We start from the raw sequence: 12,184 nt of genomic DNA on the forward strand, positions 1-12,184 counted from the left end.
GCGCCGCGGGTACGACGCACCGCGGGCCGGGCTCCCCGGGGGGAGTCCGGCCCGACGCGTGGCGTCGCCGCTGCTGATTACCGCTTGCGGGCGGTGGTCTTCTTGGCGGTGGTCTTGCGGGCCGTGGTCTTCTTGGCCGGGGCCTTCTTCGCCGTCGCCTTCGTCGCGGGCGCGGTCTTCTTGGCCGTCGCCTTCTTGGCGGTGGTGGTGGCCTTCTTGGCCGGGGTGGCCTTCTTCGCCGCCGGGGTGGCCTTCTTGGCGGTGGCCGTGGTCTTCTTGGCCGCCGTCTTCTTCGCCGTGGCGGTGGTCTTCTTCGCCGGCGTCGCCTTCTTCGCGGCCGCCGTCGTCGTCTTCTTCGCCGGCGTGGCCTTCTTGGCGGTGGCCGTGGTCTTCGCCGCCGACTTCTTGGCGGTGGCCTTCTTGGCCGCGGCCTTCTTCACGGTCGAGCGGGTGGAAGTACCACCGGAAAGGCTGCCCTTGGGTGCCTTCTTGACGGCCACGTCGTTCTTCGGGAGCTTCTTCGAGCCGCTGACCAGGTCCTTGAAGCCCTGACCGGCGCGGAAACGCGGCACCGAGGTCTTCTTGACCCGCACCCGCTCACCCGTCTGCGGGTTGCGGGCGTAGCGGGCCGGACGGTCCACCTTCTCGAACGAACCGAAACCGGTGACCGATACGCGGTCACCGGAGACAACTGCACGGACGATTGCGTCCAGTACCGCGTCGACCGCGTCGGCGGCGTTCTGGCGGCCGCCGAGCTTGTCGGCAATGGCTTCTACGAGCTGCGCCTTGTTCACGTCTTCCCCTTCGGAGACATTGCTGGAACGAAAGTGTTCAAGCCTTTTCGCACGTTAGGCAGATATATACCGCAAATCAAACACGAAACGGGCTAATCACCCTTGTGCCGCAACGAACTCGACCTTCACGGAGTTCCGTCGGCGTGCACGTCTTCGGGAAAGCGACCCTCGTCGAGGTCGTTCATGAACCACTCCAGACGCCTTGCCGCGTCCGCCAGATCGTGTTTCGCCGCCGCCGTGATGACGAGCAGCTTCCGGGTCAGCGCCATGCGTACGCCCTCCGGGACTTGCAGTGTCCGCACTCGTGTGTGTGCGTCCTTGAGTCGGTCGGCGACGAGACCGTAGAGCTCGAGTTGGTCGTCGCGTTCCATGCGCTAATTGTGCCATCTGCGGCGAGTTGTCGCTTCACGGGGCCTCAACAGACGCCTTCATACGCCGATGCGCCCCCTGCCAACCAGCAAGGGGCGCATCGTACGCAATAAGGCTTTGAGCCAAAAAACCCGAGGTCAGACTACTACCGTACGCGGCTTGAACGACGGCCTGTTCGCCTCGTACCGGGCGATGGCCTCCTCCTCCCGAAGAGTGAGGCTGATGTCGTCCAGGCCCTCCAGCAGCCGCCAACGCGCGTTCTCGTCCAGCTCGAACCCTGCGGTGATGCCCGGTGCCCGGACCTGCCGGCCGACGAGGTCGACGGTGACCTCGGCCGCGGGGTCCGCCTCGGCGAGCTTCTGCAGCGCCTCGACGGTCTCCTGCGGGAGCACCACGGTCAGCAGTCCGTTCTTCAGCGAGTTGCCCCGGAAGATGTCCGCGAAACGCGACGAGATGACGGCCTTGAAGCCGTAGTTCTGCAGCGCCCAGACCGCGTGCTCGCGCGAGGAGCCGGTGCCGAAGTCGGGACCGGCGACCAGGACCGTCGCACCTCGGTACGCCTCCTGGTTCAGCACGAACTGCGGATCCTTGCGCCAGGCCTCGAAGAGCCCGTCCTCGAAGCCGTCGCGGGTGACCTTCTTGAGCCAGTGCGCCGGGATGATCTGGTCGGTGTCCACGTTGCTGCGGCGCAGCGGGACGGCCCGGCCGGTGTGGGTGGTGAAGGCTTCCATGGTTCAGACTCCCGCGGGCGTACGTACGTCGGCGTCGGACAGATCGGCCGGCGATGCCAGATGGCCGAGAACCGCCGTTGCGGCGGCGACCTGAGGCGAGACCAGGTGGGTGCGGCCGCCCTTGCCCTGCCGCCCCTCGAAGTTGCGGTTGGAGGTGGACGCGGAGCGCTCGCCGGGGGCCAGCTGGTCCGGGTTCATGCCCAGGCACATCGAGCAGCCGGCGTGCCGCCACTCGGCACCGGCCTCGGTGAAGACCTTGTCGAGCCCCTCCTCGACCGCCTGGAGGGCGACCCGCACCGAGCCGGGGACGACGAGCATGCGCACCCCGTCGGCGATCCGGCGGCCCCGTACGACCTCGGCCGCGGAGCGCAGGTCCTCGATCCGCCCGTTGGTGCACGAACCTACGAAGACGGTGTCCACCCGGATGTCGCGCAGCGGCTGACCCGCCGTCAACCCCATGTATTCCAGGGCCTTTTCGGCGGCGTAGCGCTCCGATGCGTCTTCGTACGAAGCGGGGTCGGGGACCCGCTCCGAAAGCGGCGCGCCCTGCCCCGGGTTGGTGCCCCAGGTGACGAACGGCGCCAGCTCCGCGGCGTCGATGACGACCTCGTGGTCGAAGACCGCGTCGTCGTCGGTGCGCAGGGTCTTCCAGTACGCGACGGCGGCGTCCCAGTCGGCGCCCTCGGGGGCGTGCGGGCGCCCCTTCAGGTACGCGAAGGTGGTCTCGTCGGGGGCGATCATCCCGGCCCGGGCGCCCGCCTCGATGGACATGTTGCAGATGGTCATCCGGGCCTCCATCGAGAGCTTCTCGACGGCCTCGCCGCGGTACTCGATGACGTAGCCCTGGCCGCCGCCGGTGCCGATCCGGGCGATGACGGCCAGGATCAGGTCCTTGGCGGTGACGCTCTCGGGCAGTTCGCCCTCCACGGTGACGGCCATGGTCTTGAACGGCGCCATCGGCAGCGTCTGGGTGGCCAGCACGTGCTCGACCTGGCTGGTGCCGATGCCGAAGGCCAGCGCGCCGAACGCGCCGTGGGTGGAGGTGTGGCTGTCGCCGCAGACCACGGTGGTGCCCGGCTGGGTCAGTCCCAACTGCGGTCCCACCACGTGGACGACGCCCTGCTCCACGTCGCCCAGCGGGTGCAGCCGTACGCCGAAGTCCGCGCAGTTCTTGCGCAGCGTCTCCAGCTGGGTGCGGGAGACCGGGTCGGCGATGGGCTTGTCGATGTCGAGGGTGGGGGTGTTGTGGTCCTCGGTGGCGATGGTCAGGTCGGTGCGCCGCACCGAGCGGCCGGCCTTGCGCAGGCCGTCGAACGCCTGCGGGCTGGTGACCTCGTGCAGCAGGTGCAGATCGATGAAGAGGAGATCGGGCTCGCCTTCCGCGCGCCGGACGACGTGGTCGTCCCAGACCTTCTCCGCGAGTGTCCGTCCCATCGCTTTCCCTCCGGCCGGCCGCATCGCCGGCCCAACTCGACTGTGTGCAAAGCGCCCGTCCCCCGGTTGCGGGCGTCGTGCCGGGCCCTGGTCGGGGGCCGTGCCTACAGATTGGCGGCTTCCCCGGAAAATTGAACTTGCGTTTCACACTGTGAGACGTGAGTATCGTTGCATGGACAACTCTAGCGGCGTCGGCGTTCTCGACAAGGCAGCTCTGGTACTGAGCGCTCTGGAGTCCGGTCCGGCCACCCTCGCCGGGCTGGTCACGGCGACCGGGCTCGCACGGCCCACGGCCCACCGGCTGGCCGTGGCACTGGAACACCACCGGATGGTGGCGAGGGACATGCAGGGCCGGTTCATCCTCGGCCCGCGGCTCTCCGAGCTGGCCGCGGCGGCCGGCGAGGACCGCCTGCTGGCCACGGCCGGACCGGTGCTCACCCACCTGCGCGATGTGACGGGCGAGAGCGCGCAGCTCTACCGGCGCCAGGGCGACATGCGCATCTGCGTGGCCGCGGCGGAACGGCTGTCCGGACTGCGGGACACCGTCCCGGTCGGCTCCACGCTCCCGATGAAGGCCGGCTCGGCGGCCCAGATCCTGATGGCCTGGGAGGAGCCGGAGCGGCTGCACCGCGGCCTCCAGGGCGCGCGTTTCACGGCGACCGCCCTGTCCGGCGTACGGCGCCGGGGCTGGGCCCAGTCGATCGGCGAGCGGGAGCCGGGCGTGGCTTCGGTCTCCGCCCCCGTACGCGGCCCCTCGAACCGCGTGGTCGCCGCCGTCTCGGTCTCCGGACCGATCGAGCGGCTGACCCGGCACCCGGGCCGGATGCACGCCCAGGCGGTCATCGACGCCGCGGCGCGGCTCAGCGAGGCGCTGCGGCGTACGGGCTGATCTGCCGCATTCACCACCCGACCCGCCGGAACGCCGACCGGCCGGTGCAGCACCGAACGCGCGCACCGGCCGGTCAGCCGTATTCGGGCGGCCGTATCCGCTTGGCCGCGTCCGGGCGGCCGCCTCCGCTCAGCCGTATCCGGGCGGCCGCCTCCGCTCAGCCGCACCCGGGCGGCCGCCTCCGCCCAGCCGCATCCAGGCGGCCGCGTCCGCTCAGCCGTATCCGGGCGGCCGTACTACGCCACGCCCACGGGAGCGCTCCGCGCCCCGCGCCGGCCGGGCATGGTGACGCCGTACGCGGCGCCGAGCCCGGTCGGCGGCATGGAGTCGTACAGCGCGTCATGCGCACCGGCCGGCACCGCATACGTCTCGTGCCAGATCCCGACGCCGCCCTTGCCGCTTCGCGCGCGGCGGTTGAACGCCGCCCACGCGGGGCGGTGCTGCCGGTCCGGGGCCGAGGCGTACGCGTACAGCTTCTCCCGCGACTCCCAGTACTGGACGACGGTGAAGAAGCGCGGCCCGCCGCTCAGCAGCCGGTAACCGAGCAGACCCGCATCCGGGTCACGCGCCAGCTCCTTCAGCATCCGCGGCATCGCCAGGAACACCGGCAGCCAACTGCGCACCGAGCGCCACCGGTTGACGCGCATGCCGATCAGGAAGACCACCACTTCCCCGTCGGCGTCCGCCCGCACCCGCCCCGGCACGACCTTGCCAGCCATTGACATCTCCCCCTGTCCCGATTCTTTGGATAGCGGCGCTATCCATGCTTGGATACTGACACTCTCCAACGAAGGGCGCAAGGGATGCGACTGGCGGAATTGAGCGAACGCAGCGGGGTACCGACCGCCACGATCAAGTACTACCTGCGCGAGCGGCTGCTCCCGCCGGGCGAGCGGGTCACCGCCACCACGGCCGAGTACGGCGACACCCACCTGCGCCGGCTGCGTCTGGTGCGGGCGCTGATCCAGGTCGGGAAGATGTCGGTGGCCACGGCACGTGAGGTGCTGGCCGCCGTCGAGGACGAGTCGCTGGACCACCACATGCGGCTCGGCGCGGCCGTGTGGGCGCTGCCGTTCGACCCGGGGCCCGCCGAGGAGACCCCGGAGACCGCCGCGGCGCGCCGTACGGCGGACGAACTGCTGCGCCGCCTGGACTGGCGGTTCGGGCTGGAGCTGGGGGCGCTGTCGCCTGCGTACGGGCTGCTGGTGAACGCCATCGCCGCGCTCGCCCGGCTCGGCTATCCGCACGGCGTCGAGAACGTCCTGCCGTACGCCCGGCTCGCCGGTGAACTGGCCGTGACCGACCTGGATTTGGTGGAGGGGTTCGAGACGCCCACCGAGCAGGTGGAGGCCGCGGTGGCGCTGACCGTGCTGTACGAGCCGGTGCTGCTGAGTCTGCGGCGGCTCGCGGAGGCCGAGGAGTCGCACCGCCGGTACGGCGAAGGCGGGTGAGCCGGGCGGCGCGGGCCCGCCCGCGGTCCGCGCGGCCCATGCGAAAAGGCCCCTCCCTGCCGGGAAGGGCCTCTCCGTCTGCGTACCCCCGACCGGATTCGAACCGGCGCTACCGCCTTGAGAGGGCGGCGTGCTAGGCCGCTACACAACGGGGGCTCGCTCTGCAGAACCGCAGTTGACCTGCGGTTTCGCGCTGGGCTACCAGGACTCGAACCTAGACTAAATGAACCAGAATCACTCGTGCTGCCAATTACACCATAGCCCATGGTGGTTTAGACCAGTACCCCCGACCGGATTCGAACCGGCGCTACCGCCTTGAGAGGGCGGCGTGCTAGGCCGCTACACAACGGGGGCCCTAGCGATCCTTGCATCGTCACATCCGGGAGCGACCCGAAGGTGACGGAGAGAAAGGATCTGTACCCCCGACCGGATTCGAACCGGCGCTACCGCCTTGAGAGGGCGGCGTGCTAGGCCGCTACACAACGGGGGCCTGGTACTGCGCGATCAAGAAACCTTCAGAAGATCTCTTGCTGGGCTACCAGGACTCGAACCTAGACTAACTGAACCAGAATCAGTCGTGCTGCCAATTACACCATAGCCCACCAGAACTCAACTCCGAGCCGGAGTCTTGTTCGGCTTGCGCTTCCCGGCCCGGCCTTTCGGCCCGCCCGGGCGGCGCAGAAAGAACATTACCCGAAGGTGGACGACGCTCCAAAACCGATAAGGCCGCGCACCAGCGAGGGCAGCTCGGCGAGCCCCTCGATCCGCGTCACCCCGTCCGGCACCTCGCCCCGCTCCCCGGTCCGGTCCACCCACACCGCACGCAGCCCGGCGTCCCGGGCGCCGATGGCGTCCACGTCCAGCTTGTCGCCCACGTAGACCACGCGGCCGGGCTTCAGCCCCATCGCGTCACAGGCCGCCAGAAACGCCTCCGCCGCCGGCTTCGCGTGCCCCAGCCCGTCGGCACACAGCACCACCTCGAAGTGATCGCGTATGCCCAGCGTGCGCAGCTTGCGGTCCTGATTGGCGACGGAGGAGTTCGACAGCACGCCCTGCCGGGCCAGCGGCGCGAGCGCTTCGAGGGCCTGGACGGCGTCCGGGAAGAGGCTCCAGGCCGCCTCGTAGAGGGCCACATACCGCCCGAACCAGGCATCCGCCTCGTCATCGCTCAGCGGCTTCCCCAGAAACGACCGCGCCCGCTCCCGGCGATGCTCCAGGAACCCCACCTCCCCCGCGAGAAACCGCGCGAAGGCCGCCTCCATGCACTCCCGCCACCGCCCGAGCGCGCACTCCGCGTCGGCATACGCTCCGAGCAGCCCCTCCGCCTCGATGTGGCGCAGCGCCCCCGTCCGGTCGGACCCGGTGTAGTCGAAGAGGGTGTCGTCCACGTCCCAGAGAACCGCGTCGATGCTCATGAAACCGACCGTACCGGCGCGGGCGGCGCGGGATCTTCGTTTTTGCCCTGCGCACGTCAAAGCCATGGCATGCTGTCGCCCTGCCGGGGCGCCGATTCCGCGCCCCGTCCGGAAACCAACGGGGAGTGATCGACCAGTGATCGACATCAAGCGTGCCGCCGTGGTGGGCCTGGCCGTCGCCGGCCTGGGCCTCGGAAGCCTGGCGACCGCCGCACCGGCCGCCGCGAACGGAACGGCGCCCGCCTGCGTCAAGCGCAACGTCTACACCGTGGTGGGCCGCTACTGGGAAGCCCGCGTCGAGAACACCTGCGGCAAGACCATGCGCGTCCGCGTGGTCGGCAGCTTCGGCCCCTTCGACTGCCACACCCTGAAGAACGGCCAGAGCTACCGGCACCACAGCGACTGGGGCAAGTACAAGCGCGTCGAGGTGTGCTGAGGCGCGCTCGCGCGCCGAAGGCGGCGTGGGGGCCCGGCGGCCGGGGTCGGCCCGCCGGGCCCCGGACGGCCTCAGCGGTTACGTACGGGCGGGCGCACCCCGTGCCCTTTGATCACGGCCAGAAACGCGGCCAGGCCCTCGCGGGTGACCGGGAAGACCGTCTCCGGAGCGTCGCTCTCGCGGAGGCGGAAGGTGCCGTCGGGGGCGGCGGCGAGGTTCAGGCAGTTCACCGCCGCGTTGCTGTACGAGGACTTCTGCCACCGGTAATCGTGCATCGTCGAGCCTCACAAACTCTTCGCGATCTTGTGGATGAAGTTGCGACTCTCGGCGGGATCGAGTGCACACCGACGCATGCGGTCCAGAACCTCCCGGTAACGGGCGAGCTGATCCTCCGCGTGGAGAATCTCAAGGCCGTGGTCGGTATCCAGCAGGACGGTGTCCAGTTGGGGCACGGGCCCGCACGCATAGGTGATCGGTTGGCCTCCCGATGCGGGAAAATCCGCCCGCCCGAAAGGGATGACCTGGATCGTGATGTGCTCGTACTCACCCATGTCCATGAGATGCCGGAGCTGCGCGCGCACGACGTCGATCCCGCCGATCCCCATCCGCAGCGCGGCTTCGTGGATGATCGCCGTGTAGGGCAACGGCGCTTCCCCGTGCAGGACGCCTTGGCGCCGGATGCGGAACGCAGTGCAGTGTTCGATCTCGAACGGGCGAAGTGCAGGCACGTTCTGGTTGTACGCGGCGCGGACGTGTTCGACAGACTGGAGGAGCCCGGGCATGGCCACGAGCACAGCGACCTGCAGTGCTGTGGCCTCGTGTTCGAACTCGGCTACCTCGACCAGCGCCGTGGGCAGCAACTCACGATACTCGTCCCACCAGCCGCGCGTACGGCCGCCGGTCATCGCGGTCAGCGCCTGGACGAGGGCATCGTCCGAACATTTGTAGAGCCGGGCCAGCGCCCTGACGCGGTCCGCGCTGACTGCGTAGTTGCCCGCCTCAATGTTGCTGATGCGTGATTGCGGCGCACCGAACAGTTCTCCGGCACGCGTCACAGACAGGCCCGCACGTTCTCGGAGGCGGCGCAGTTCGGCCCCCAAACGCCGCTGTCTGACCGTCGGTGGGACCTTGGCCCGGGCCATGTCGTCTGCCTTTCACTCACAGGAGTGGTAGCGGTATGGAATCTAACCAAGTGGTGGTCTACATACCAGCAACCGCCCTAGTCTCCTCACCATCAGCCCGCAACTTCGCCCACAGACAGGAGACTTCACATGCCCACCGTATCCTCACCCCCACCCCTCCCCGACCCTCCCGAAGGCTTCGCCCAAGAGATCCAAGACCTGGTCGACGCCAGCGCGCCTCGCCTCTTCGCCGTTGTCGAGGAGTATGCGGTCGGCGGGTTGCGGGACGCGCGGGTTGCCGCGTGGGGGCTCGTGTATGAAGACGGGCGGGCGGATGTTGCTGCCGTGGGGTGCGGATTCCGGATGTCGGTGACGGCGCCGGAGCGCGCGGCCCGGTTCGCCTCGTTGCGGCCTGGTGTGGTGGGGAGTGTGGTGTGGCCGAGGGCATGAACAGAGAAGTCGAAGTGGACCGGAACGCCTGCGAGCGGGCTCCGGACGCCATCCGCACGGCGTTGCAGCGGCGCCCGGACTGGCTGCGGTTCTTCGAGCGGGACTGGCTCAGCGCGGCGGCGGATTTCGACCGTGCGGAGCTGGACCGGGTCACCGACAAGTGGTTCCCCTTCGCTTGCGCGTGCGCGACGCCCGGCTACCTGGATCAGGTGGAGCAGATGGCCGAGCGCCTGGCGGTAGGGGACACGGAAGGCATGGTCTTCCGGGACGCCGAGGGCAACGCGTACGACGCCGAGAACAATCCCCTCCACGTCGGTCCGGTGACTGCGTGACCCACCCCCGCCCCATACGAAGGGGCGGCCACCGAACCCGGTGGCCGCCCCTTCGGCGTACGGAGCAACAGCGTTACGGCGTGACAGCCGCCGCCTTACGCCCCCAGCTTCGCCAGCGCCGCGTCGATCCGTGCGAGCGTGCGCTCCTTGCCCAGGATTTCCAGGGACTCGAAGAGCGGGAGGCCGACCGTGCGGCCGGTGACGGCCACGCGGACCGGGGCCTGGGCCTTGCCGAGCTTGAGGCCGTGCTCCTCGCCTGCCGCCAGGACGGCCTGCTTGAGGGAGTCGGGGCTGGACCAGTCGGCGCCCGAGAGCTTTTCGCGGGCGGTGGTGAGGAGGGCCACCGGGTCGCCCTTCATCGCCTTGGCCCAGGACGCCTCGTCCTCGACCGGCTCCTTGCGGAACAGGAAGTCGACGTTGGCGGTGATGTCGGAGAGGACCGTCAGGCGGGTCTGCGCGTGGGGCGCGATGGCCTGCCAGGCGGCCTCGTCGAAGTCGGCCGGGTCCCAGTTGGCGTGGGGGGCCTGGAGCCAGGGGCGGCAGGCCTCGGCGAAGGCCTTCGGGTCGAGGCGGCGGATGTGGTCGGCGTTGATCGCCTCGGCCTTCTTCAGGTCGAAACGGGCCGGGTTGGCGTTCACGTCGGCGATGTCGAAGGCCGCGACCATCTCGTCGATCGAGAAGACGTCCTGGTCGGCGGAGAAGGACCAGCCGAGGAGGGAGAGGTAGTTGAGGAGGCCCTCGGGGAGAAAGCCGCGCTCGCGGTAGAGGTTGAGGGACGCCTGCGGGTCGCGCTTCGAGAGCTTCTTGTTGCCCTCGCCCATGACGTAGGGGAGGTGGCCGAAGAGCGGGATCGACTTGGCGATGCCCAGCTCGATCAGGGCCTTGTAGAGGGCCACCTGGCGCGGGGTGGAGGAGAGCAGGTCCTCGCCGCGCAGGACGTGGGTGATCTCCATCAGGGCGTCGTCGACCGGGTTGACCAGGGTGTACAGCGGCGCGCCGTTGGCGCGGAGGATGCCGTAGTCGGGCACGTTCTCCGGGGTGAAGGTCAGCTCGCCGCGGACCAGGTCCGTGAAGGTGATCGGCTCGTCCGGCATCCGGAAGCGGACGATCGGCTCGCGGCCCTCGGCCTCGTACGCGGTGATCTCGTCGGCGGTCAGCGCGCGGCACTTGCCGTCGTACCCGGAGGGCTTGCCGGCGGCGCGGGCGGCCTCGCGGCGGGCGTCCAGCTCCTCGGTGGAGCAGTAGCACTTGTACGCGTGGCCGGCGTCCAGCAGCTTCTGCGCGACGTCCTTGTAGAGGTCCATGCGCTGGGACTGCCGGTACGGCGCGTGGGGGCCGCCGACCTCGGGGCCCTCGTCCCAGTCCAGGCCCAGCCAGCGCATCGAGTCGAGCAGCTGGTTGTAGGACTCCTCGGAGTCGCGGGCCGCGTCGGTGTCCTCGATGCGGAAGACCATCGTGCCCTGGGTGTGCCGGGCGAAGGCCCAGTTGAACAGGGCGGTGCGGACCAGGCCCACGTGGGGGTTGCCGGTCGGGGAGGGACAGAAACGGACGCGGACGGGGGTCGCGTTAGCCACGCTTGATCACCTTGTTGGTGAGAGTGCCGATGCCTTCGATGTGGACGGCGACCTCGTCGCCGTCCTGGAGGGGGCCGACCCCGGCCGGGGTGCCCGTGAGGACGACGTCGCCGGGGAGCAGCGTCATCGCCTCGGTGATGTGCACGATCAGGTCCTCGACGGAGCGGACCATCTCACTGGTGCGGCCGAGCTGGCGTTGCTCGCCGTTGACGGTGCACATGATCGTCAGGTCGCCGGGGTCCAGCTCCGTCTCGACCCAGGGGCCGAGCGGGCAGGAGGTGTCGAAGCCCTTGGCCCGCGCCCACTGGGGCTCGCGCTGCTGCACGTCGCGCGCGGTGATGTCGTTGGCGCAGGTGTAGCCGAGGATGACGTCCTTGACGCGCTCGCGCGGGACCTCGCGGCACATCCGTCCGATGACGACGGCGAGCTCCGCCTCGTGGTGGACCTCCTGGGAGAAGGAGGGGTACTGCACCGGGTCGCCGGGGCCGATCACCGAGGTGGAGGGCTTGAAGAAGGTGACCGGCACGTCCGGGACCTCGTTGCCCAGCTCGCGCGCGTGTTCGGCGTAGTTGCGGCCGACCGCGACGACCTTGTTGGGCAGGACGGGGGGCAGCAGGCGGACCTTGTCCAAGGGGACCTTGTGGCCCGAGCGCTCGAATTCGGCGAAAGGGTGTCCCTTGATGACGTCGATCTCGTCGCCGTCGAGGACGCCGAAGCCGACGTTGCCGTCGATGGAGAATCTGGCGATGCGCACGGGTTGCCGCTGCCCCTCATTGATCACTGGCCGGAGTTGACACTTTCAGGCTATCGCGGGGCCGCGGCCGGCCCGCCTCCCCTTTGCTATACGGCCGTGTCCGCGGTCCGGTCCGGCGCGGCGGCCGGCGCGGGAACGGTGTGCGGCGCGGGGGCGTCCTTGAGGACGGTGCGGCGCGGGTTGGCGGTCTGCGTGGGCAGTTCGACGGCGTGCTCCGGCGCCTCGGCCACGGTGCTCTGGAGCTCGTCGGCATCCTTGAGATGCGCGAGGGTGGTGCGCCGCGGGTTGGCTATGTTGCGGAACATCATCGTGGTCTTCACTGCTCGGGCCTCGCGTAGGGACGTCGGGAAACAGGGCCGGCCGGGGCAAAGTTCCGGGATTACGGCCTTGTCATTTCGGGCAACTGTGTAAAGCGTCAGGCTAAGCGCGCTATT

At 69.5% G+C, this 12,184-nt stretch carries 15 protein-coding genes and 5 tRNA genes; 4 read left to right on the top strand and 16 right to left on the bottom strand.

Features of this window, described 5'->3' with window-relative positions; translation table 11 throughout:
* Window positions 1-77 precede the first annotated feature (77 nt).
* From CP973_RS31655 to leuC, 4 genes are all read right to left on the bottom strand, one after another.
* Window positions 78-794 (bottom strand): HU family DNA-binding protein, encoded by a 717-nt coding sequence (locus CP973_RS31655; protein WP_150247262.1) that lies wholly within the window; start codon window positions 792-794, stop codon window positions 78-80.
* A gap of 125 nt (window positions 795-919) precedes the next feature.
* Entirely contained in the window at window positions 920-1,165 is a 246-nt protein-coding gene (locus CP973_RS31660; RefSeq protein ID WP_003984706.1) for an SCO5555 family protein, read from the bottom strand.
* A gap of 135 nt (window positions 1,166-1,300) precedes the next feature.
* Window positions 1,301-1,894 carry a 3-isopropylmalate dehydratase small subunit gene (gene leuD, locus CP973_RS31665; RefSeq protein ID WP_053699532.1) on the bottom strand — a complete coding sequence of 198 codons (594 nt, stop codon included), beginning with the start codon at window positions 1,892-1,894 and terminating at the stop codon, window positions 1,301-1,303.
* Between the two features lie 3 nt (window positions 1,895-1,897).
* Entirely contained in the window at window positions 1,898-3,328 is a 1,431-nt protein-coding gene (leuC, locus tag CP973_RS31670; RefSeq protein WP_150247263.1) for a 3-isopropylmalate dehydratase large subunit, read from the bottom strand.
* A 172-nt stretch (window positions 3,329-3,500) separates the two neighbouring features.
* Here leuC and ndgR point away from each other — a divergent pair, with 172 nt between their 5' ends.
* The gene (gene ndgR, locus CP973_RS31675) at window positions 3,501-4,217 is read left to right on the top strand and encodes an IclR family transcriptional regulator NdgR (protein ID WP_003984709.1); all 717 of its coding nucleotides are present in this window, start codon (window positions 3,501-3,503) and stop codon (window positions 4,215-4,217) included.
* Between the two features lie 236 nt (window positions 4,218-4,453).
* Here ndgR and CP973_RS31680 read toward each other — a convergent pair whose 3' ends face one another.
* Window positions 4,454-4,936: a DUF4188 domain-containing protein gene (locus CP973_RS31680; RefSeq protein ID WP_150247264.1), complete on the bottom strand. Its 483-nt coding sequence runs from the start codon at window positions 4,934-4,936 to the stop codon at window positions 4,454-4,456.
* An 84-nt stretch (window positions 4,937-5,020) separates the two neighbouring features.
* Here CP973_RS31680 and CP973_RS31685 point away from each other — a divergent pair, with 84 nt between their 5' ends.
* On the top strand, window positions 5,021-5,668 hold the full coding sequence (locus CP973_RS31685; protein WP_150247265.1) for a MerR family transcriptional regulator: 648 nt from the start codon (window positions 5,021-5,023) through the stop codon (window positions 5,666-5,668).
* Between the two features lie 83 nt (window positions 5,669-5,751).
* Here the strand turns inward: CP973_RS31685 and CP973_RS31690 are convergent.
* The 6 genes from CP973_RS31690 to CP973_RS31715 all read right to left on the bottom strand — a co-directional run bounded on the left by CP973_RS31690 (window position 5,752) and on the right by CP973_RS31715 (window position 7,083).
* A tRNA-Glu gene (locus CP973_RS31690) sits at window positions 5,752-5,824 on the bottom strand.
* A gap of 37 nt (window positions 5,825-5,861) precedes the next feature.
* Window positions 5,862-5,933: transfer RNA gene (locus CP973_RS31695), tRNA-Gln, on the bottom strand.
* A gap of 16 nt (window positions 5,934-5,949) precedes the next feature.
* Window positions 5,950-6,022: transfer RNA gene (locus CP973_RS31700), tRNA-Glu, on the bottom strand.
* A 63-nt stretch (window positions 6,023-6,085) separates the two neighbouring features.
* Window positions 6,086-6,158: transfer RNA gene (locus CP973_RS31705), tRNA-Glu, on the bottom strand.
* Between the two features lie 40 nt (window positions 6,159-6,198).
* A tRNA-Gln gene (locus CP973_RS31710) sits at window positions 6,199-6,270 on the bottom strand.
* A gap of 87 nt (window positions 6,271-6,357) precedes the next feature.
* Window positions 6,358-7,083, bottom strand: coding sequence for an HAD family hydrolase (locus tag CP973_RS31715; protein WP_167538549.1), 726 nt, complete (start codon window positions 7,081-7,083; stop codon window positions 6,358-6,360).
* A gap of 136 nt (window positions 7,084-7,219) precedes the next feature.
* Between CP973_RS31715 and CP973_RS31720 the strand changes: the two genes are divergently transcribed.
* Window positions 7,220-7,519, top strand: a complete 300-nt coding sequence (locus tag CP973_RS31720; protein ID WP_150247267.1) for a hypothetical protein — start codon at window positions 7,220-7,222, stop codon at window positions 7,517-7,519.
* A gap of 71 nt (window positions 7,520-7,590) precedes the next feature.
* Here the strand turns inward: CP973_RS31720 and CP973_RS31725 are convergent, their stop codons facing one another.
* Window positions 7,591-7,794 (bottom strand): DUF397 domain-containing protein, encoded by a 204-nt coding sequence (locus CP973_RS31725; protein ID WP_150247268.1) that lies wholly within the window; start codon window positions 7,792-7,794, stop codon window positions 7,591-7,593.
* A 9-nt stretch (window positions 7,795-7,803) separates the two neighbouring features.
* On the bottom strand, window positions 7,804-8,661 hold the full coding sequence (locus CP973_RS31730) for a helix-turn-helix domain-containing protein (RefSeq protein WP_150247269.1): 858 nt from the start codon (window positions 8,659-8,661) through the stop codon (window positions 7,804-7,806).
* A 425-nt stretch (window positions 8,662-9,086) separates the two neighbouring features.
* Here CP973_RS31730 and CP973_RS31740 point away from each other — a divergent pair, with 425 nt between their 5' ends.
* A complete protein-coding gene (locus CP973_RS31740) occupies window positions 9,087-9,422 on the top strand; it encodes a hypothetical protein (protein ID WP_150247271.1) in 336 nt (111 codons plus the stop codon).
* Window positions 9,423-9,517: 95 nt separating this feature from the next.
* On the opposite strand, the gene gltX is transcribed toward CP973_RS31740, so the two are convergent.
* The 3 genes from gltX to CP973_RS31755 all read right to left on the bottom strand — a co-directional run bounded on the left by gltX (window position 9,518) and on the right by CP973_RS31755 (window position 12,070).
* A complete protein-coding gene (gene gltX, locus CP973_RS31745; protein WP_150247272.1) occupies window positions 9,518-10,996 on the bottom strand; it encodes a glutamate--tRNA ligase in 1,479 nt (492 codons plus the stop codon).
* The gene (locus CP973_RS31750) at window positions 10,989-11,750 is read right to left on the bottom strand and encodes a fumarylacetoacetate hydrolase family protein (RefSeq protein WP_150247273.1); all 762 of its coding nucleotides are present in this window, start codon (window positions 11,748-11,750) and stop codon (window positions 10,989-10,991) included. The genes gltX and CP973_RS31750 overlap by 8 nt, the downstream gene beginning before the upstream one ends.
* A gap of 86 nt (window positions 11,751-11,836) precedes the next feature.
* Window positions 11,837-12,070, bottom strand: a complete 234-nt coding sequence (locus CP973_RS31755; RefSeq protein ID WP_150247274.1) for a hypothetical protein — start codon at window positions 12,068-12,070, stop codon at window positions 11,837-11,839.
* Window positions 12,071-12,184 lie beyond the last annotated feature (114 nt).

The sequence above is a fragment of the Streptomyces albofaciens JCM 4342 genome, from assembly GCF_008634025.1.
In the GTDB taxonomy this organism is placed as follows: Bacteria; Actinomycetota; Actinomycetes; order Streptomycetales; family Streptomycetaceae; genus Streptomyces; species Streptomyces albofaciens.

Coding starts and splice junctions, on each gene's coding strand:
- CP973_RS31660 (WP_003984706.1), bottom strand. CDS start 1,165: ATGGAACGCGACGACCAACTCGAGCTCTACGGTCTCGTCGCCGACCGA.
- leuD (WP_053699532.1), bottom strand. CDS start 1,894: ATGGAAGCCTTCACCACCCACACCGGCCGGGCCGTCCCGCTGCGCCGC.
- leuC (WP_150247263.1), bottom strand. CDS start 3,328: ATGGGACGGACACTCGCGGAGAAGGTCTGGGACGACCACGTCGTCCGG.
- ndgR (WP_003984709.1), top strand. CDS start 3,501: ATGGACAACTCTAGCGGCGTCGGCGTTCTCGACAAGGCAGCTCTGGTA.
- CP973_RS31680 (WP_150247264.1), bottom strand. CDS start 4,936: ATGGCTGGCAAGGTCGTGCCGGGGCGGGTGCGGGCGGACGCCGACGGG.
- CP973_RS31685 (WP_150247265.1), top strand. CDS start 5,021: ATGCGACTGGCGGAATTGAGCGAACGCAGCGGGGTACCGACCGCCACG.
- CP973_RS31715 (WP_167538549.1), bottom strand. CDS start 7,083: ATGAGCATCGACGCGGTTCTCTGGGACGTGGACGACACCCTCTTCGAC.
- CP973_RS31725 (WP_150247268.1), bottom strand. CDS start 7,794: ATGCACGATTACCGGTGGCAGAAGTCCTCGTACAGCAACGCGGCGGTG.
- CP973_RS31730 (WP_150247269.1), bottom strand. CDS start 8,661: ATGGCCCGGGCCAAGGTCCCACCGACGGTCAGACAGCGGCGTTTGGGG.
- CP973_RS31740 (WP_150247271.1), top strand. CDS start 9,087: ATGAACAGAGAAGTCGAAGTGGACCGGAACGCCTGCGAGCGGGCTCCG.